Source organism: Microbacterium sp. JZ31 (assembly GCF_016805985.1).
GTDB lineage: Bacteria > Actinomycetota > Actinomycetes > Actinomycetales > Microbacteriaceae > Microbacterium.
The window spans coordinates 2,470,634-2,489,759 of the sequence record NZ_CP017661.1 but is presented as its reverse complement, the minus strand read 5'-3'; the positions used below and the strand labels follow the sequence as shown (position 1 = coordinate 2,489,759).

The 19,126-nt window shown below is 69.7% G+C and carries 14 protein-coding genes and 2 rRNA genes; 5 read left to right on the top strand and 11 right to left on the bottom strand.

Features of this window, described 5'->3' with window-relative positions; translation table 11 throughout:
- The first annotated feature begins 23 nt into the window (after nt 1-23).
- Complete coding sequence (locus tag BJP60_RS11850) at nt 24-932, top strand: LysR family transcriptional regulator (protein WP_203135952.1); 909 nt, start codon at nt 24-26, stop codon at nt 930-932.
- A 29-nt stretch (nt 933-961) separates the two neighbouring features.
- Here the strand turns inward: BJP60_RS11850 and rfaE2 are convergent, their stop codons facing one another.
- Complete coding sequence (rfaE2, locus tag BJP60_RS11845; protein WP_203135951.1) at nt 962-2,431, bottom strand: D-glycero-beta-D-manno-heptose 1-phosphate adenylyltransferase; 1,470 nt, start codon at nt 2,429-2,431, stop codon at nt 962-964.
- Nucleotides 2,432-2,556: 125 nt separating this feature from the next.
- On the opposite strand from rfaE2, the gene BJP60_RS11840 reads away from it, so the two are divergent.
- Nucleotides 2,557-3,720: a glycosyltransferase family 9 protein gene (locus BJP60_RS11840; RefSeq protein ID WP_238439415.1), complete on the top strand. Its 1,164-nt coding sequence runs from the start codon at nt 2,557-2,559 to the stop codon at nt 3,718-3,720.
- Here BJP60_RS11840 and BJP60_RS11835 read toward each other — a convergent pair.
- The 7 genes from BJP60_RS11835 to BJP60_RS11805 all read right to left on the bottom strand — a co-directional run bounded on the left by BJP60_RS11835 (nt 3,686) and on the right by BJP60_RS11805 (nt 10,470).
- Nucleotides 3,686-4,387: an SDR family oxidoreductase gene (locus BJP60_RS11835; protein WP_203135950.1), complete on the bottom strand. Its 702-nt coding sequence runs from the start codon at nt 4,385-4,387 to the stop codon at nt 3,686-3,688. The two genes, BJP60_RS11840 and BJP60_RS11835, sit on opposite strands and share 35 nt — an antisense overlap.
- Before the next feature lie 73 nt (nt 4,388-4,460).
- Entirely contained in the window at nt 4,461-5,843 is a 1,383-nt protein-coding gene (locus BJP60_RS11830) for a PfkB family carbohydrate kinase (protein ID WP_203135949.1), read from the bottom strand.
- On the bottom strand, nt 5,840-6,517 hold the full coding sequence (locus tag BJP60_RS11825) for a D-sedoheptulose-7-phosphate isomerase (RefSeq protein WP_203135948.1): 678 nt from the start codon (nt 6,515-6,517) through the stop codon (nt 5,840-5,842). Before BJP60_RS11825 ends, BJP60_RS11830 begins: the two co-directional genes overlap by 4 nt.
- Nucleotides 6,514-7,809 (bottom strand): glycosyltransferase, encoded by a 1,296-nt coding sequence (locus tag BJP60_RS11820; RefSeq protein ID WP_203135946.1) that lies wholly within the window; start codon nt 7,807-7,809, stop codon nt 6,514-6,516. The genes BJP60_RS11825 and BJP60_RS11820 overlap by 4 nt, the downstream gene beginning before the upstream one ends.
- Nucleotides 7,806-8,828, bottom strand: a complete 1,023-nt coding sequence (locus tag BJP60_RS11815; RefSeq protein ID WP_203135944.1) for a glycosyltransferase — start codon at nt 8,826-8,828, stop codon at nt 7,806-7,808. Before BJP60_RS11815 ends, BJP60_RS11820 begins: the two co-directional genes overlap by 4 nt.
- Nucleotides 8,825-9,901, bottom strand: a complete 1,077-nt coding sequence (locus BJP60_RS11810) for a glycosyltransferase family 9 protein (protein ID WP_203135943.1) — start codon at nt 9,899-9,901, stop codon at nt 8,825-8,827. The genes BJP60_RS11815 and BJP60_RS11810 overlap by 4 nt, the downstream gene beginning before the upstream one ends.
- Nucleotides 9,898-10,470 carry an HAD-IIIA family hydrolase gene (locus tag BJP60_RS11805; protein WP_203135942.1) on the bottom strand — a complete coding sequence of 191 codons (573 nt, stop codon included), beginning with the start codon at nt 10,468-10,470 and terminating at the stop codon, nt 9,898-9,900. The genes BJP60_RS11810 and BJP60_RS11805 overlap by 4 nt, the downstream gene beginning before the upstream one ends.
- Before the next feature lie 85 nt (nt 10,471-10,555).
- On the opposite strand from BJP60_RS11805, the gene BJP60_RS11800 reads away from it, so the two are divergent.
- Entirely contained in the window at nt 10,556-11,536 is a 981-nt protein-coding gene (locus BJP60_RS11800) for a glycosyltransferase family 9 protein (protein ID WP_203135941.1), read from the top strand.
- A gap of 9 nt (nt 11,537-11,545) precedes the next feature.
- Here the strand turns inward: BJP60_RS11800 and BJP60_RS11795 are convergent, their stop codons facing one another.
- The 3 genes from BJP60_RS11795 to BJP60_RS11785 all read right to left on the bottom strand — a co-directional run bounded on the left by BJP60_RS11795 (nt 11,546) and on the right by BJP60_RS11785 (nt 13,489).
- Nucleotides 11,546-12,313, bottom strand: coding sequence for a sigma-70 family RNA polymerase sigma factor (locus BJP60_RS11795; RefSeq protein ID WP_203135940.1), 768 nt, complete (start codon nt 12,311-12,313; stop codon nt 11,546-11,548).
- 126 nt (nt 12,314-12,439) lie between these two features.
- On the bottom strand, nt 12,440-13,294 hold the full coding sequence (locus BJP60_RS11790) for a glycosyltransferase family A protein (RefSeq protein WP_203135939.1): 855 nt from the start codon (nt 13,292-13,294) through the stop codon (nt 12,440-12,442).
- Nucleotides 13,295-13,489, bottom strand: a complete 195-nt coding sequence (locus BJP60_RS11785; RefSeq protein WP_203135938.1) for a DUF2795 domain-containing protein — start codon at nt 13,487-13,489, stop codon at nt 13,295-13,297.
- Nucleotides 13,490-14,087: 598 nt separating this feature from the next.
- Between BJP60_RS11785 and BJP60_RS11780 the strand changes: the two genes are divergently transcribed.
- Nucleotides 14,088-15,610: ribosomal RNA gene (locus BJP60_RS11780) — 16S ribosomal RNA — on the top strand.
- Between the two features lie 345 nt (nt 15,611-15,955).
- Nucleotides 15,956-19,053 (top strand): 23S ribosomal RNA (locus tag BJP60_RS11775).
- The 16S and 23S rRNA genes sit together here, the layout of an rRNA operon.
- The last annotated feature ends 73 nt before the right edge of the window (nt 19,054-19,126 follow it).

Genomic DNA, 19,126 nt, shown 5'->3' with positions numbered 1-19,126 from the left:
GGATCTTCCGATAGCTTCGCGATATGAGCCATAGATCCCCTGATGGGCTGGATCGCCTCCCGCTGTGGCGCACGTTCCTCGCGGTGCACGCATCCGGATCGCTGTCGGGCGCCGCCCGCACGCTCGGCCTGACGCAGCCCGCGGTGACGGCTCAGCTGCAGGCTCTCGAGGCGATGCTCGAGGAGCAGCTCTTCGAGCGCTCCGCGCGGGGCGTGACGCCCACACCGCGCGCCGACGACCTGGCGATGCGGCTGGCGGGCCCGTTCGCGGCCGTGGCGGAGGCCATCGGCGGCGCGAGGCCGGGCGACGGAGGGCCGCAGGCGCCCGTGCGCGTGGGCGGTGCGGCGGATCTCCTCGCGGCCGTCGTCGTGCCGGGTCTTGCGGCACTCATCTCGGGCGGCGTGCGGCTTCAGGTGGTGCCCGGGCTCAGCGGCCCGCTCGTCGACAGTCTCCGCGCGGGCGTCCTCGATCTCGTGGTCGCGTCCGAGCGGCCCCGCGGGCGGGCGGTGATCGCGACGCCGGTGACGGACGAGACGTTCGTGCTGGTGGCGGCGCCCGGGGTGGTTCGGACGCCGGTCGCCGCACCGCAGGACCTGGAGGGCACGCCGCTCCTCGCCTTCGCGCACGACGTGCCGATCCTGCGCCGCTACTGGCGACACGTGTTCGGCGCACGACTCGAACGGGAGCCGGCGCTGACGGTGCCCGACCTGCGCACGCTGCGCGAGGCCGCGATCGCGGGTGCCGGGGTGACGGCGCTGCCGCTGCACCTGTGTCGCGATGCCCTCGAGAGCGGGCGCCTCGTCGAGCTCCATCCGACCGATGACCCGCCGATCAACACGCTGTTCCTTGTCCGGCGCCCCGGCGCCCTCGCGCCGCACGTGGAGCGGGTGAGAAGGGCGGTGAGCGACGCGATCGCCCGCGCCCTGGCCTAGACGGCCGCATCGCGTCCAGCCGGTCCGCGTCAGCCCAGCGCGGCGCCCTGCGCGATCCGGGTCACCATCTCGGTGGTCGAGTGCGCGGGGATGAAGTCGAGGATCCGCACCTCGCCGCCGTAGCCGCGCACGACCGCCGTCTCCTCGAGCATCTCGGGCGTGTAGTCGCCGCCCTTGGCGTAGATGTCCGGGCGCAGGTCGGCGAGCAGCGCCGCGGGGGAGTCCTCGCGAAACACGGTCACGTAATCGACGCTCTCGAGCGACTCCAGCACGCGGGCACGGTCCTCCAGCGGATTCACGGGGCGGCCGAGGCCCTTCAGACGCCGCACAGAGGCGTCGTCGTTGAGCGCCACGACGAGCACGTCGCCGAGCTCCTTCGCCTGGCGCAGGTGCGCCGTGTGCCCGAGGTGGAGCAGGTCGAAGCAGCCGTTCGTGAAGACGACGGTGCGTCCGCGCCGGCGCTCCCGCTCGACGACGGCGCGCAGCGCATCGTGATCCAACGTGCCGGGGGCGGGCAACGCGCCGGCCCCCGCATCGAGGTCCGCCAGCGTGCACACGGCGGTGTCCGGCCGGGAGACCACGACATCGGCCGCGCGCTGCGCGAAGTCCGCCGCGGCCGCGGCCGAGGCGCCGACCGCCAGCGCGACCGTCGCGGCCGCCGCGAACGTGTCGCCGGCGCCGGTCGCCTGATTCTCGGGAGCCGGCCGGGCGCGCGTCCGGTGCCCGGCGGACGCGTCGCCCTCGGGCGTGCGCTCCAGCAGGATCGTGCCGTCGCGGTCCAGCGTCACGATCGCGGCCGCGGCGCCGGCTGCCGCCAGCACTTCGCCGGCGACGTCCGCGACGGCGTCCGCGCGTGCGGCGCCGTCGGGAAGGGTGCGCCCCAGCAGCGCCTCGGTCTCCCGTGCGTTCGGCGTCACGAGATCGGGTCGCAGCGGCGCCCAGCGCGCGACGTCGTGCGCATCGACGACGATCCTCATCGCGCGGGGGCGTCGCGCGAGAGCTGCCACGACGGCGTCGTCGAACAGGCCGCCGCCGTAGTCGCAGATCACGAGGGTCTCGTCCGCCTCGGGTGCCAGCGCCTCCGGCAGGTGCTCGCCGAGCGTGCCGGCCGGCCGTGCGCGATCGATCCGCACGAGGATCTGATCGTCCCCGACGATGCGCGTCTTCGACGCGGTCGGCCGGGTGCCGTCGACGATGACGCCCGAGGTGTCGACCCCGGCATCGTCCAGCAGGCCGCGCAGCGTCCGACCGTCCGCGTCGTCGCCGATCTCTCCCACGAGCCGCACGCGCGCGCCGAGGGCCACGAGGTTGACGGCCGTGTTGGCGGCGCCGCCGGGGCAGTCGGTCTGCTCGGCGGCCTCCACCACCGGCACCGGCGCCTCGCGACTGAGACGACGGACGCCGCCGCGGAGCCATCGATCCAGGATCAGGTCGCCCGCGACGAGCACGCGCGGCGCGTCGGAGCGGAGGCGGGGGACGATCTCGGCCGGATGCGTCATGACGCTCCTGTACCCGTTCGCGGCTCCGGTCACACGTCTGGGCGACGGCGAGCGCGGAAGGTTTGGGCGGTTCGTGCGCGGGGAACAGACCGGGAGACGTCCGAGGGATGGGAACGGGGGCGCGAGTGAGCGCGACGCGGGTGCCGGTGGCGGCGATGTCCGGCTGCGACCGGTTCGACGAGGTGCTGAAGATCGCGGTGCTGCGCGGGGGCGGCCTGGGCGATCTGCTGTTCGCGATGCCGGCCATGGATGCCCTCGCGGAGGCGTATCCCGAGGCGGAGATCGTGCTGCTGGGCACGGCCATGCATCGCGAGCTGCTGCGCGATCGGCCGGGCCCGGTGACGCGCGTCGAGCTGCTGCCGCCAGCGCGCGGCGTGAACGGGCCGGCGGGCGAGGACGACCCGCGCGCGACGGGCGCGTTCATGCGCCGGATGCGCGCCGAGGGGTTCGATCTCGCGTGCCAGCTGCACGGCGGCGGGCGCAACTCCAACCCGTTCCTGCTGGCACTGGGCGCCCGGCACACGGTCGGCACCGCGACGCCCGACGCCGCGCCGCTCGAGCGCACGCTGCCGTACGTCTACTACCAGCACGAGGTGGTGCGTCATCTCGAGACCGTCGCCCTTGCGGGCGCGCCCTCCGTCGGCCCGGAGCCCGTCGTCGCCGTCACGCCCGCCGAGCGGCGGCGCGGCCGGGAGCTGACCGGTGCGGGCCCCGAGCCGCTGATCGTGATCCACCCGGGCGCGACGGATCCGCGTCGCCGCTGGCCCGCCGAGCGGTTCGAGGAGATCGCCGTGCGCTGCGCGGCCGAGGGGATGCGGATCGTCCTCGTGGGGGCCGGCGACGATGCGCCGCTCGCGGAGGGGATCGCGCGGAGGGTCTCCCGCGTCGCCGGCGACGCGGTGGTCTCGCTCGCCGGGCGGATCGGCCTGGGGGAGCTCGCCGGCGTGCTCGCCATCGCGGATGTGATGGTCGGCAACGACAGCGGCCCGCGCCACCTGGCCCAGGCCGTCGGCACGCGCACCGCGAGCATCTTCTGGGCGGGGAATCTGATCAACGCCGGGCCGCTGACCCGCGCCCGTCACCGCGTGCAGCTGTCGTGGACGACGCACTGCCCGGTGTGCGGGCGGGACGCGACCCAGGTCGGCTGGACCGCGCCCCGCTGCGAGCACGACATCTCGTTCGTGGACGACGTGCCCGTCGCCGCCGTCTACGACGACGTCCGGGCGCTGCTCGAGGACGAGCCCGGGCGGCCGCTCATGGCCACGACGGCTCCTCCTCGGGGCACATGACGAGCTCGCGGATCTCGACGCCCACGGGCTGACGCAGCGCGAACACGATCGCGTCGGCGACGTGCGCGGGATCGATCAGTGCGGCGTCGGGACCCGGCTTGTACTGCTCGTCGCGGCCGTCGAAGAACCGGGTGCGCATACCCGCGGGGAACACGGTGGTGACGCCGAGTTGTCCCTTGGTCTCGGCCGCGAGCGCGCGGGAGAAGCCGAGCACGCCGAACTTCGACGCGCAGTAGGCGGTGGCGTCGCCCACGCCCTTCAGCGCGAGCGACGACGCGATGGTCACGACGCGACCGTGGGAGGCCTTCAGCGCGGGGAGCGCAGCCCTGACCACCGCCGCCGTGCCGAACAGGTTGACCCGGACGATCCACTCCCAGTCGTCGCCGGACAGCCCCTCGAGCGGGGCGGGCCGGTCGACGCCGGCAGCCGTCACGACGGCGTCCAGGCCGCCGTAGCGCTCGGCGAGCTCGCTCACGAGCTGCTCCGTCGCGCGGGTGTCGGACACGTCGGCCGTGAAGGCCTCGTCCGGCACCTCCGCCCCCGAGACGTCGACGTCGAGCACGAGCGCTCGCCCTCCCGCGTCGCGGACGGCACGGGCGACGGCGGCTCCGAGGCCGGACGCCCCACCGGTGACGATGACATTGCCGAGGCTGCGGTCTGCGGTCATGTTGCTCCTTCGTTCTTCTTTCCGGACGTGATTCGGTCTTCTCGTGACCGGGCGCGGGGCGCCCGGGCGCGGGTCAGCCGACGCGCGCGAGCGCGCCCGCCAGGCGGGTGGTCGAGCGACCGGGGTGATAGGGCACCGTGACGGTGCGGCCGCCCCACTCGGCGATCACGGCCGTCTCGGGAAGGTTCTCGGCGGCGTAGTCGCCGCCCTTCACCCAGATGTCCGGCCGGATCCGCCGCAGCGCCTCGGTGGGCGTGCTCTCCTCGAACACGAGGACGGCGTCGACGCACTCCAGAGCGAGAAGCAGGTCCCGCCGGTCGGCCTCGCCCATGATCGGACGCTCCGGTCCCTTGAGATCGCGCACGGAGTCGTCGCTGTTGAGGCACACGATCAGGCAGTCGCCCAGGGCTCGCGCCGCGGCCAGGGTCCGCGCGTGCCCCGCGTGCAGCAGGTCGAAGCACCCGCCCGTCGCGACGACGGTGCCGCCTCGGGCGCGCACCGCAGCCGCCGTCGTCAGCGCGTCGGAAGCGCCGCCCAGCGGCACCGCTTCGTTCGGCGCGTCCAAAGCGGCCACGCCGCTGGCGGCGAGGAACCGCCCGGCGGATGCCACGGCCTGCGACGCGGCCTCGGCGGGCGACGCGCCGGAGGCGAGCGCGACGACGAGCGACGCGCTGAGGCGATCGCCCGCCCCGCACGGGTCCGCCGCCGTCACGGGCGTGACCGGCACGACGTGGGGCGCGATCGATCCGGCCGTGGCGAGCAGCGCGCCGCGCTCCCCGAGCGTCACGAGCACGGCCTTCGCGCGCCACCGGTCGGCGAGGCGCGTCGCGGCCGCCGCGGCGACGGCGATGCCGTCGCCGCGCTCACCGGCGGCGGCGAGCGCCTCCGAGAGGTTGGGGGTGACCACCGCGGTCGACGGGACGGGGTCCGTGCCGCGCGGGTGCGGATCCCACACCAGCGGCACCCGCTGCGCCGCGCGCTCCAGCGCCTCACGCAGCGCGGGATCCGCGGTGACGCCGCGCCCGTAGTCCGCGACGACGATCGCCTCGGCCTCCTCGACCGCGGCGAGCATCTCGGGTGTCGCCCGGGGAAGCGGCGGGGCGTCGCAGTCGTCGTCGAGGCGGACGAGCGCGTGACCCGCCGCGCGCACGCGGGTCTTGACGGGCGTCGGGGCGCCGGAGGGACCCGCGACGATCTCGACCGCGCCGCCCGCCCCGCGCGGGCGCTGCAGAAGCTCGCGCAGCTCGTCCGCGCGCGCGTCGCCGGCGAGCACCGTCACGAGCCGCACGTCGGCGCCGTCGCGCGCGAGGAGCGCCGCGACCAGTCCGGCGCCGCCGGGGCGACGCACCGTCTCGCTGACGGCGACGACGGGCACCGGCGCATCCGGGCTCAGCTTCTCCGCGGTGCCGGAGAGGTCGACGTCGAGCAGGATGTCTCCCACCACGGTGATCCTCATGCGTCCTCCCGCTGTCCCGGACGTGCCGGTGCGCCGGCGCGGACGATCGAACCGGCGACCGCGTCGTGCGCGCGCACATGGTGGTCGAACACCCGGCACAGCAGGTGCAGCGCGACGAGCTGCGCCTCCTGCGCGCCGGGCGCCGTGGCATCCAGCGCCAAGTGGGCGTCGCTCGCCTCACACAGCGGATTGGGACCGGCGCCGGTGAGCGCCCACGCCTCGGCGCCGACCTCGCGTGCCGCCTGCGCCGCGCGCACGAGGTTGGGACTGCGGCCGCTCGTCGACATCAGCACGACGACGTCGCCGGGGCGCGCGTGCGCGTGCACCTGGCGGGCGAACACGTCGTCGTACCCGTAGTCGTTTCCGATCGCCGTGAGGCTCGATGTGTCGGCGTGCAGCGCGATCGCCGAGAACGGGCGGCGCTCGCCGTCGAAGCGTCCGACGATCTCGGCGGTGAGGTGCTGCGCCTCGGCGGCCGAGCCGCCGTTGCCCGCCGCGAGCAGGCGTTGCCCGCGCAGCAGCCGCGCGGCGAGCTCGGCGCCCCACGTCGAGATCGTGGCCAGCTGCGCATGCAGCGACGCCATGGCGGCGGTGTGGTCCTCCAGATGACCGCGCAGCGTGGCGGTGAGGATGTCGTCGGGCCGGGTGAGCCGAGCGGTTCCGATGGCGCTCATGCGCGCGCACCTCCCGTGGCGCGCCGCGCCGTCGCCCGGCGCGGCAGCGGAGCGATCCCGCTGTCGGAGGCGTCCACCGGCGCCGCGGCGGCGAGCCCCCGATAGACGCGCTCGGTGTCCGCCGCGACCCTGGCCCAGCTGTAGCGGCCGTGCGCCCGCGCGACCCCGGCGCGCGCGAGGTCCGCCCGCAGATCCGGGTCGTCTCGCAGCGTCTGGATCGCCGCGGCGATCGCCTCCGGGTCGCGAGGCGGCACGTGCAGCCCCGTGCCGCCGTGCACGACGGTGTCGATCAGGCCGCCGACGGCCGCCGCGATCACCGGCACCCCGGTCGCCATCGCCTCGAGCGGGACGATGCCGAACGGCTCGTACCAGGGGGCGCACACGACCGCGTCGGCGGAGCGCAGCGCCGCTGCCAGCTCGGCGTGCGGCACCTGCCCGCGGAAGGTGACGAGGTGCTCGACGCGCTCGCGGCGTGCGTGAGCGCGCAGGCGCTGCACGTCCGGATCCTCCAGCACGGCGTCCGGCCCGCGGGAGCCGCCGATCACGGTCAGCTCGATGTCGTCGCGGCCCTCCGCGACGAGCCGGGCGAGCGCCGTGATGGTCAGGCCGACGCCCTTGCGCGGCACCAGGCGTCCCACGGTCATGATCCGGAAGCGCGCACCGCGCTCGTCGGCCGGTCCGTCGGGCGTGAACAGGTCCGTGTCCACGCCGCACGGCACCACCGCGATCCGGCTCGAGGGCACGCCCAGCGGGATCAGCTCGAACGCCTCGTCGGAGCAGGTCGCGATCACGGTGTCGGCGCCGCGGCCGACGCCCGGCTCGAGCGTCTCGCGCTCGGGCGGGCTCGTGTCCTCGGCGCCCTGGTGGCGACGCTTGACGTTGCCGAGGGCGTGGAAGGTGTGCGCCACGGGTGGGCGCGCGGTGCCGAGGCGCGCGGCGGCCTCGAGGGCCGCGACGCCCGACATCCAGAAGTGGCTGTGCACGACGTCGGGCACGTCCTCGCGCCAGTGCTCGGCGAGCACGCGGCCGAACTCGGGCATGAACGGCAGCAGATCGTCCTTGGGGACCGCGGCGGGTGGACCCGCGTCGACGTGGACCACGTCGACGCCCCGGCACAGGGGGACGCGCTCGGGCAGGTGCGGATCGTCGCGGCGCGTGTAGACCGTGACGCTGTGGCCGCGCTCGGCGAGTGCCGTCGACAGCGCGGCGACGTGCACGTTCTGCCCGCCGGCGTCGACGCCTCCCAGCGTCGCGAGCGGGCTGGCGTGTTCGGAGACCATCGAGATCCTCATCGCATGCTCCTTCCGGCATGGGGGGAGGTGGTGACGCCCGTGCGGCGCGGATGGTGCGCGACGACGTCGGCGAGGACGTCGTCCCAGCGGCGCAGGAACGCCGGCAGTCCGTGATGCGCGAGCGCGTGGCGGCGCGCGGCGCGCCCGTGCTCGGCGGCGAGGGCGGGATCGGCGACGTAGGTCGCGATCGCCCGCTCGAGCCGGTCGAGGTCGTTCGAGACGAGCCCCGCCTCGGGCGGTACGGCCGCGGGCGCCTCCGTCGTGGCGAGCGCGACGACGGGCATCCCGAGGTGCATGGCCTCCAGCAGGGCGAGACCGAGCGACGTCCACCGGAACGGGTGCACGTAGACCCGGCGGCGGGCGAGCTCGGCATGCAGCCGGTGCGGCGGGAGATCCCCCGCGGGCTCCACCGCGGGCGCCCTGCCCGGGGCCGCGCTCGCCGCGAGCGCGGCGGGCAGCGACTCCCCGCCCATCCCGAAGACATCCAGCGGCGCGGCCGCGGACAGGCGGGGGAGCAGGTCGGTCCCGGTGACGCGCCAGCGGCGGACGGGCTCGTTGATCACCGCGGCCGCGCGCGCCAGCTCGCCCGTGTAGAGGGGACCGGGATCCGGCACGCCGTGCTCGACGACGAGCGTCCGCGCGCGGCCGGTGTCCCAGAACAGGCGATTGAAGTGCGTCACGTGCACGATCGGGATGCCCGCGTCGGCGAGCGGATGCACCGTGCCGGTCGCATCGGGCTTCGGCGTGTTGTGCTCGAGGAACAGGGCCGCCACGTCCCGCCCGGGCTCTCGCCCGGTGAGCTCGCGGACGGCGTCCCACTCCTCCGTGCGCTGCAGCACGACGATGTCGAACTCCGTCTCGCGGAGCTCTTCCACCGGCACCTCGCGAGCCTGCGGCCAGTCCCGACCGGCGAGCCCGTGCCATCCGCGCTCGTCGTCGCGGGGCACGAGGTACTCGTGCGCGCCGCGCAGGAAGGCGTCCGCGTAGCCGCCGTGCACGTGCCAGACCAGAACCCTCACGCCGGCACCTCCGCCGCTCGTCGCCGATCCGCCACGCCGTCGGCGGGAGCACCGGCCAGGCGTTCGCACGCCGCCACGACATCGCTCGCTGCCACCGACGTCAGACACGGATGACCCGCCACCGGGCAGTCGCGGGCGCGGGTGCCGCGGCAGGCCGCCTCCTGGTCGCCCAGCAGCACGTGCGGCACGCCGTACGGCGCCCACCGTGCCGCCGGCACGACGGGCGAGAACAGGCTCACCACGGGCGTGCCCACGGCGGCGGCCACATGCGCGGGACCCGTGTTCCCGGTGACCACGACGCGCGCGTGGCCGAGAAGACCGGCCAGCGCGGAGAGCGACGTGTCGCCGCCCAGATCGAGCGCCATGTCGCCCGCGACGTAGGCGGTGAGCTCGCGCTCGTCCGGGCCACCCGTGACGGCGACCTGCCAGCCCCGCTCGTGCAGCAGCCGCACCGCCTCGCGATGACGCTCGGCGGGCCAGCGACGAGCGGACGCCGACGCGCCGGGGTGCACCACGACGAGATCGCGGATGTGCGCGACCTCGGCCGGGGGAGGGGCGGCCGAGGTCAGCCGGAGCTCGCCCGCGTCGCCGTCCGGCAGCGCGAAGCCGCCGGCGCCGGCGATCGCGAGGGCGCGCTCGGGCTCCGGCAGGTCCTCGGAGAAGTCCTCGCCGGGACGCAGCCGGACGTCCAGCAGCGATCCGGCGAAGTCGACCGACGCGCCGACGATGCGCGGCACGTCCGCCAGCCGCAGCTGCAGCGCCAGCGGCAGCGGCGACTGGTGGAACGACGTCAGGATCACGGCGACGTCCGGCCGCGCCTCGGCCAGCAGCCGGTCGAGGTCGCGCATCCGCTCGCGCGTCGCGCTCGGCGCCGTCGCGGTGATCCACGGGCAGTCCCACTCGAGCACGCGATCGACACCGGGCAGGTGGCGCGCCGCCTCCGCGCCGATCGCGCTGCAGAGCATCCAGACCTCGTCGACGTCCGGCGCCGCCGCGACGGCCCGCACGGCGGGTCCCGCGAGCAGCACGTCGCCGAGGCTGTCGAGCCGCGCCACGAGCGCCCGGCGCGTCATCCGCCGCTCCCGCCGGTCGCCGATGCGGCCGGTGCCATGAGGGCGATGCCCACCGCGGCGTCGAGGTCGGCGGCCACCTCGCCGGCCGCCTCGATCTCCTCGCGCAGCGTCACGGGCGTGGGCACGAGCACGGCGCGCGCTCCCGCGGCCCTGGCCGCACCCATGTCGGCCGCGATGTCGCCGATCACGACAGCGTCGGCGGGATCCACCCCCAGGCGACGGCACGCCTCGACCACGAGACCCGGCCGGGGCTTCCGGCACGCGCAGCCGTCGTCCGGTCCGTGCGGGCACCAGCACCACACGTCGAAGGGGCCGAGCAGCTCGTCCACGCGGGCGTTCACGGCCTCGACCTGGCCCTCGGTGATCAGACCGCGCGCGACGCCCGACTGATTCGACACGACGCCGATCCGGGCGCCGGCGGCGCGGGCGCGGGCGATCGCGGCCGCCGCGGCCGGCATCGGCCGCACGAGCGCCGGGTCGCCGTTGTAGGGCACGTCCTCCACGAGGGTGCCGTCGCGGTCGAACAGCACAGCGCGAGGTCGCGGGGCGAAGACGCGGTCGATGGCCATACCCGAGCACTTCCCACTTCTCCGCGGCGGCAAACGTCTCTTCTCCGACTCGTGCGCGGCGAAGCGCTCCTGCGATGCTGGGGCCATGCAGGAGCTGGGCTGCCCCGACAGACGTCCCGAGCTGCTCGCGCTGCGGGCGCTGAAGCTGGGGGACCTGCTCGTCGCGGTGCCGGCGATTCGCGGGCTCCGGCGCGCGTTTCCGCGGCACAGGCTGGTGCTCGCCGTGCCCGCGTGGCTGGAGCCCGTGGTCGACCTGATCGACGGCGTGGACGCGCTGCTGCCCACACCCGGGCTCGACGATCCGCTGCCCCTCGAGCGGGGACGGATCGACATCGCGGTGAACCTGCACGGCAGCGGCCCGGAGAGCCGGGGACTCGTCGACGCCCTCGGCGCCCGCGTGAGCATGGTGCATCGCGTGGAGGAGCTCGACGGACCCGCGGGTGCCGACACGCACGCCGAGCAGCCGCCCCCTGCGTGGCGCGCCGACGTGCACGAGCGGCAGCGCTGGGTGCGGCTCGTGGGGGCGTACGGCGTCGCCGCCGATCCGGACGAGGTGGGCCTGGCCCCGGCACCCACGGCCCCCGGGCTCGACGGTCCGACCGTGCTGCATGTCGGTGCCGCGTACGGGTCCCGGCTGTGGCCCGTCGCGCGCTTCGCGGCCGTGGCCCGGACGCTCGCGGACGACGGGCATCGCGTGGTCTTCACGGGAGGGCCCAAGGAGCGCGAGCGCGCCCTCGAGGTGGCGCGACGCGCCGGACTGGACGACGACGCCGTGCTCGCCGGGCGGCTCGACCTCGGCCGGTTCGCCGGCGCGATTCAGCACGCCCGCCTCGTGATCTCGGCCGACACCGGCGCCGCGCACCTCGCGTCGGCCTACAGCACGCCGTCCGTCGTGCTGTTCGGCCCAGCCGCGCCCGAGCACTGGGGGCCGCCCGCGGGGCCGCACATCGTGCTGACCGACGCGCGCGTGCGCCGGGGCGAGACGTTCGCGGCCGATCCCGATCCCGCGCTGCTCGCGGTCACGGTGGACGACGTGCTGCAGGCCGCAGGCCGCGTGACGCGGTAGCGCTGCGTCTCAGGCCACGCGACGGCGCGCGGGCGGCGGCCCGTTCTGGATGTGGTCGCGCAGCGCGGCGAGGGTGCGCGTGAGGATGCGGGACACCTGCATCTGCGTGACGCCGAGCTCTCCCGCGATGTCGCTCTGCGTGCGATCCTCGAAGAAGCGCAGCATGACGACCCGACGATCACGCGGCGACAGGGCGCGCAGCGCCGCCGTGACCACGACGGCGGATTCCGCGCGATCGAGATCGTCGCCCTGCGCGGGCAGCATCTGCCCCATTGTCGCGTCGCGATCGGCGCCGACCGGGCTGTCGAGCGACGCGGGCTGCATGTGGTCGCCGCATGCGAGGGCCTCGCGCACCTCCGCCATGGGCTCGCCCAGGTCGTCGACCAGCTCCGAGGCCGTGGGCTCCCTGCCGAAGGTCTGCGCCAGGCGCGGCCCGGCCTCCGAGATCCGCGCCCGCAGCTCCTGCACCCGGCGGGGTGGGCGGACGAACCAGGCCGAGTCGCGCAGATGGCGCTTGATCTCGCCGGTGATGGTCGGCACGGCGAACGCGGCGAACTCGTGCCCCCGCACGGGATCGAACCGGCGTGAGGCCTTCACCAGCCCGACGTACGCCACCTGCACGAGATCCTCGTCTCGCGAGCTGTGGCGGCGGAAGAAGCGCCGGGCCACGGCCCGCGCGAGTTCGAGGTGCTCGAGCACGAGCGCGTCGGCGCTCGGATCGGTAACGGCGGTCGCCTGCTCGGAGGCGGATGTCTCGCGTCGATGGGGCGGAGTCATGCCCTGAGGATCGAGGCGAGAAGCGCTTCTCCGTGAGGGGCTTGCGCCGGCGGGAGAAGCGGACGAGTATTCGGGCGGGTGCGCGCGGGTGCTCGGCCCGATCGGGCGGCGCCCGTGGCGGGCGGATCAGACGTCCATGACGTCGAACGCGTCGACCGGCCGATCGGGGATCGTCGTCGGCGCCTCGAGGTGCACCGCGCCGCTCGGAAGCAGCCCGGCACCGCCCCGCCGCGACATCACGCGCCACTGGGCAAGCACGTCCTCGCCGGAGTGCCGGGAGCCGAGCTCGCGCCAGAACTCGAAGCCGCCGGCCTCGATCAGCGCGTCCCTGCGGAACATCACGCACCCTCCGATCCACGCCACGCGGTAGGGCAGCCATCCTCGGTCGGGGAGCGGCACGTCTCGCGCCACGTGCGCGAGGTTGGCGGCGTTGTGCAGGCGCCAGCGCTCGAAGGCGGCGGAGTCCCGGCTCAAGCGCTCGGGTTCCACGCGGTCGCCCCACGGCTCGAACGCCTCCCGCTCGGCGGGGCGGTCGTCTCCGAGGTACGACAGGCCCTGCACCGCCATCCCCACCAACCCGCAGTCGAGCTCGTGGAGAGCGTCGTGCATGCGGGTCAGCTGGCCGGGCTCGAGCCACACGTCGTCGTCGAGGAAAAGCACCGCGTCGGCCGAGGAGCTGTCGAGCAGGAACTGGCGCTGCTCCGCCAGCCCGCGCCGGGGGAGATGGCGATGCACGTGCACGCCCCGCCCCTGTGCCTGCAGCACGCGGCGCATCGCGGCGACCGCGGGGTGGGAGGGCGCGTCGTCATCGGACTGATCGCTGATGACGACGTCGAAGGGCGGATCGTCCTGCGCCGCGAGCCCCGCGAGCGTCACCGCGAGCTCGGCCACGCGGCCCGCGGTGGGGATGAGGACGTCGAGGACCGCCGGTGCCGGCGCGGGGGACTCGGCCCACGCGCCGGCCGTACGACGCGACGTCACTCAGCTGCCTGCGACGGCGCGGCTCACGTCGGCGGGGGAGTCGAACGAGTCCTCTCCCGCCGACTCGAGCTTCGAGACCAGGTCGTCGGGCGCGCCGTTGTCGCGCGCACGGGAGACGAGGTCGTCCTTGCTGGCGGGGTAGTCGACGCCGCCGAGGTACTTCTGCAGCTCGATGGGCGTGGGGTTGTCGGCCATGGTGCTTCCTTCCGTCGTGACTGGACGCGGCCATGCTAGGAACCGCTCCGGGCGCGCGCAGAGGGGTTGACAGCGGTCCGTCGCGGGGCGCGCACCGCCGGCCCGTGCGGTCGCGACACGCCCGGGAGCGGCCCTGGTTTGCCGGGTCCCCGGGATCCACGTAATGTATTCCCTTGTCGCCGCCAAGCGGTGAGGTTGAGCCGGAAGGTTCCCACCCCAGGTCGACGACGAACACCACAACGAAGATCCTCTCGGGGAGCGGACGTGTGGTGTGTCTGGTCTGGTCTTGTTGGCCGATCGGGACGCTGTGTAGCGCGGTTCGCGCAACGGCGTGTCGATTTGACAGCGAGACCGGGACGGATAAGATAGAGAAGTTGCCCCGGAGGGCTGCGGTGGGAGCCGCAGGGCTGGGAGCATCCGATCCTTGAGAACTCAACAGCGTGCACTTGTCAAATGCCAAATAACCTCGGCAACTGACCTTTTGGTTGGTTGCGAGATTCCTTTGGATCAATTTTGGAAGTCAGTTTTGACATCCGTTTTTGGTCAGCATCAAACTCGCTGCTTCGGTCGTTTTCCCGGCTGATCGCAGCATTGTTTCTTTACGGAGAGTTTGATCCTGGCTCAGGATGAACGCTGGCGGCGTGCTTAACACATGCAAGTCGAACGGTGAAGCTCCAGCTTGCTGGAGTGGATCAGTGGCGAACGGGTGAGTAACACGTGAGCAACCTGCCCCGGACTCTGGGATAAGCGCTGGAAACGGCGTCTAATACCGGATACGCACCAGAATCGCATGGTTACTGGTGGGAAAGATTTTTTGGTTCGGGATGGGCTCGCGGCCTATCAGCTTGTTGGTGAGGTAACGGCTCACCAAGGCGTCGACGGGTAGCCGGCCTGAGAGGGTGACCGGCCACACTGGGACTGAGACACGGCCCAGACTCCTACGGGAGGCAGCAGTGGGGAATATTGCACAATGGGCGGAAGCCTGATGCAGCAACGCCGCGTGAGGGATGACGGCCTTCGGGTTGTAAACCTCTTTTAGCAGGGAAGAAGCGAAAGTGACGGTACCTGCAGAAAAAGCGCCGGCTAACTACGTGCCAGCAGCCGCGGTAATACGTAGGGCGCAAGCGTTATCCGGAATTATTGGGCGTAAAGAGCTCGTAGGCGGTCTGTCGCGTCTGCTGTGAAAACCCGAGGCTCAACCTCGGGCCTGCAGTGGGTACGGGCAGACTAGAGTGCGGTAGGGGAGATTGGAATTCCTGGTGTAGCGGTGGAATGCGCAGATATCAGGAGGAACACCGATGGCGAAGGCAGATCTCTGGGCCGTAACTGACGCTGAGGAGCGAAAGGGTGGGGAGCAAACAGGCTTAGATACCCTGGTAGTCCACCCCGTAAACGTTGGGAACTAGTTGTGGGGGCCTTTCCACGGTCTCCGTGACGCAGCTAACGCATTAAGTTCCCCGCCTGGGGAGTACGGCCGCAAGGCTAAAACTCAAAGGAATTGACGGGGACCCGCACAAGCGGCGGAGCATGCGGATTAATTCGATGCAACGCGAAGAACCTTACCAAGGCTTGACATATAGAGGAAAGGGCTGGAAACAGTCCCCCCGCAAGGTCTCTATACAGGTGGTGCATGGTTGTCGTCAGCTCGTGTCGTGAGATGTTGGGTTAAGTCCCGCAACGAGCGCAACCCTCGTTCTATGTTGCCAGCACGTAATGGTGGGAACTCATGGGATACTGCCGGGGTCAACTCGGAGGAAGGTGGGGATGACGTCAAATCATCATGCCCCTTATGTCTTGGGCTTCACGCATGCTACAATGGCCGGTACAAAGGGCTGCAATACCGTGAGGTGGAGCGAATCCCAAAAAGCCGGTCCCAGTTCGGATTGAGGTCTGCAACTCGACCTCATGAAGTCGGAGTCGCTAGTAATCGCAGATCAGCAACGCTGCGGTGAATACGTTCCCGGGTCTTGTACACACCGCCCGTCAAGTCATGAAAGTCGGTAACACCTGAAGCCGGTGGCCTAACCCTTGTGGAGGGAGCCGTCGAAGGTGGGATCGGTAATTAGGACTAAGTCGTAACAAGGTAGCCGTACCGGAAGGTGCGGCTGGATCACCTCCTTTCTAAGGAGCATCTGGCACCTACGGGTGTCCAGGCGCCGGATCATCACCGAATGTGTGATGCCGGTTAGCTCATGGGTGGAACATTTGACATGCCGTCAGCGCAGCTGACTCCAGTTAGTACGACCTGCTTGCAGGTCTGGAACGGTGGGGTCGGGGAGCGGGGCGGCTGCACGCTGTTGGGTCCTGAAGGACCGGAACCTCTGGTTCCCTCCTTCTGGGCCTCTTCTGGTCTCCACGGTTGTGGGGGGAGGAAGGGGTACCCGCCCGTACTTTGAGAACTACACAGTGGACGCGAGCATCTTTAAAGATAGCGAACATAGATCTTTTGATTTATGGCTCATGTGATTTCAAGTCTTTAAGAGCAGTCGGTGGATGCCTTGGCATCTGGAGCCGAAGAAGGACGTAGCAATCTGCGATAAGCCTCGGGGAGCTGATAAGCGAGCTTTGATCCGAGGATGTCCGAATGGGGAAACCCCGCCAGGATCAAGCCCTGGTGACTCCCGCCTGAATATATAGGGCGGGTAGAGGGAACGTGGGGAAGTGAAACATCTCAGTACCCACAGGAAGAGAAAACAACAGTGATTCCGTGAGTAGTGGCGAGCGAAACCGGATGAGGCTAAACCGGGCGTGTGTGATAGCCGGCAGGCGTTGCACGTTCGGGGTTGTGGGACTTTCCTGACCCTTCTGCCGAAGGGTCGACGTGACAGCAGCGTATAGACGAACGGTCTTGAATGGCCGGCCAGAGTGGGTGGCAGCCCCGTAGTCGAAATGCGTGTGCTGGCGTGGAGAGTATCCCAAGTAGCACGGGGCCCGAGAAATCCCGTGTGAATCTGTCAGGACCACCTGATAAGCCTAAATACTCCCAGATGACCGATAGCGGACAAGTACCGTGAGGGAAAGGTGAAAAGTACCCCGGGAGGGGAGTGAAATAGTACCTGAAACCGTCTGCTTACAAACCGTTGGAGCACCCCTGGTAGGTGTGACAGCGTGCCTTTTGAAGAATGAGCCTGCGAGTTAGCGATACGTGGCGAGGTTAACCCGTGTGGGGTAGCCGTAGCGAAAGCGAGTCTGAATAGGGCGATTTCAGTCGCGTGTCCTAGACCCGAAGCGAAGTGATCTATCCATGGCCAGGCTGAAGCGACGGTAAGACGTCGTGGAGGGCCGAACCCACTTAGGTTGAAAACTGAGGGGATGAGCTGTGGATAGGGGTGAAAGGCCAATCAAACTTCGTGATAGCTGGTTCTCTCCGAAATGCATTTAGGTGCAGCGTTGCGTGTTTCTTGCCGGAGGTAGAGCTACTGGATGGCCGATGGGCCCTACCAGGTTACTGACGTCAGCCAAACTCCGAATGCCGGTAAGTGAGAGCGCAGCAGTGAGACTGTGGGGGATAAGCTTCATAGTCGAGAGGGAAACAACCCAGACCACCAACTAAGGTCCCAAAGCGCGTGCTAAGTGGGAAAGGATGTGGAGTTGCTCAGACAACCAGGAGGTTGGCTTAGAAGCAGCCACCCTTGAAAGAGTGCGTAATAGCTCACTGGTCAAGTGATTCCGCGCCGACAATGTAACGGGGCTCAAGCACGCCACCGAAGTTGTGGCATTGAAACTATTGGCAGGCCTTCGTGGTCCAGCCGTTTTGATGGGTAGGAGAGCGTCGTGTGGCGAGTGAAGCGGCGGTGGAAACCAGCCGTGGACGCCACACGAGTGAGAATGCAGGCATGAGTAGCGAATGACGTGTGAGAAACACGTCCTCCGAAAGACCAAGGGTTCCAGGGTCAAGCTAATCTTCCCTGGGTAAGTCGGGACCTAAGGCGAGGCCGACAGGCGTAGTCGATGGACAACGGGTTGATATTCCCGTACCGGCGAAGAACCGCCCCAATCAATCCAGTGGTGCTAAGCGCCCGAAACCATCCATCGTCACCTTCGGGTGACACCGGGTGGTGGAGCGCGCGACCCCATGCTGGTGCGGTTAGCGTATTAACAGGTGTGACGCAGGAAGGTAGCCCAAGCCAGGCGATGGTTGTCCTGGTGCAAGTGCGTAGGCCGACTCCTAGGCAAATCCGGGAGTCATGAGGCTGAGACACGATGCGGATGAAAAGTGGGTGATCCTATGCTGCCAAGAAAAGCATCGACGCGAGGTTCCAGCCGCCCGTACCCCAAACCGACTCAGGTGGTCAGGTAGAGAATACCAAGGAGATCGAGAGAATCGTGGTTAAGGAACTCGGCAAAATGCCCCCGTAACTTCGGGAGAAGGGGGCCCAGCGCGTATTAGGACTTGCTCCGAAAGCGTGTGTGGGCCGCAGAGACCAGTGGGTAGCGACTGTTTATTAAAAACACAGGTCCGTGCCAAGTCGCAAGACGATGTATACGGACTGACGCCTGCCCGGTGCCGGAAGGTTAAGAGGACCGGTTAGCCGCAAGGCGAAGCTGAGAATTTAAGCCCCGGTAAACGGCGGTGGTAACTATAACCATCCTAAGGTAGCGAAATTCCTTGTCGGGTAAGTTCCGACCTGCACGAATGGCGTAACGACTTCCCAACTGTCTCAACCGCGAACTCGGCGAAATTGCATTACGAGTAAAGATGCTCGTTACGCGCAGCAGGACGGAAAGACCCCGTGACCTTTACTACAGCTTGGTATTGGTGTTCGGTGTGGCTTGTGTAGGATAGGTGGGAGACTTTGAAGCAGTGACGCCAGTTACTGTGGAGTCGTTGTTGAAATACCACTCTGGTCACTCTGGATGTCTAACTTCGAACCGTGATCCGGTTCAGGGACAGTGCCTGGTGGGTAGTTTAACTGGGGCGGTTGCCTCCCAAAAAGTAACGGAGGCGCCCAAAGGTTCCCTCAACCTGGTTGGCAATCAGGTGGCGAGTGTAAGTGCACAAGGGAGCTTGACTGTGAGACTGACAGGTCGAGCAGGGACGAAAGTCGGGACTAGTGATCCGGCAGTGGCTTGTGGAAGCGCTGTCGCTCAACGGATAAAAGGTACCTCGGGGATAACAGGCTGATCTTGCCCAAGAGTCCATATCGACGGCATGGTTTGGCACCTCGATGTCGGCTCGTCGCATCCTGGGGCTGGAGTAGGTCCCAAGGGTTGGGCTGTTCGCCCATTAAAGCGGTACGCGAGCTGGGTTTAGAACGTCGTGAGACAGTTCGGTCCCTATCCGCTGCGCGCGTAGGAAGTTTGAGAGGATCTGACCCTAGTACGAGAGGACCGGGTTGGACGAACCTCTGGTGTGTCAGTTGTTCCGCCAGGAGCACCGCTGATTAGCTACGTTCGGGATGGATAACCGCTGAAAGCATCTAAGCGGGAAGCCGGCCTCAAGATGAGACTTCCATACCTTCGGGTGAGAGGCTCCCAGCCAGACTACTGGGTTGATAGGCCAGATGTGGAAGCACAGCAATGTGTGCAGCTGACTGGTACTAATAAGCCGATGACTTGATAACACCTCGCTTTCTGCGAAGCGTTCGCGTCCACTGAGTGGTTCTCGATGTACGGTCGAGAACAACGCACAATTAC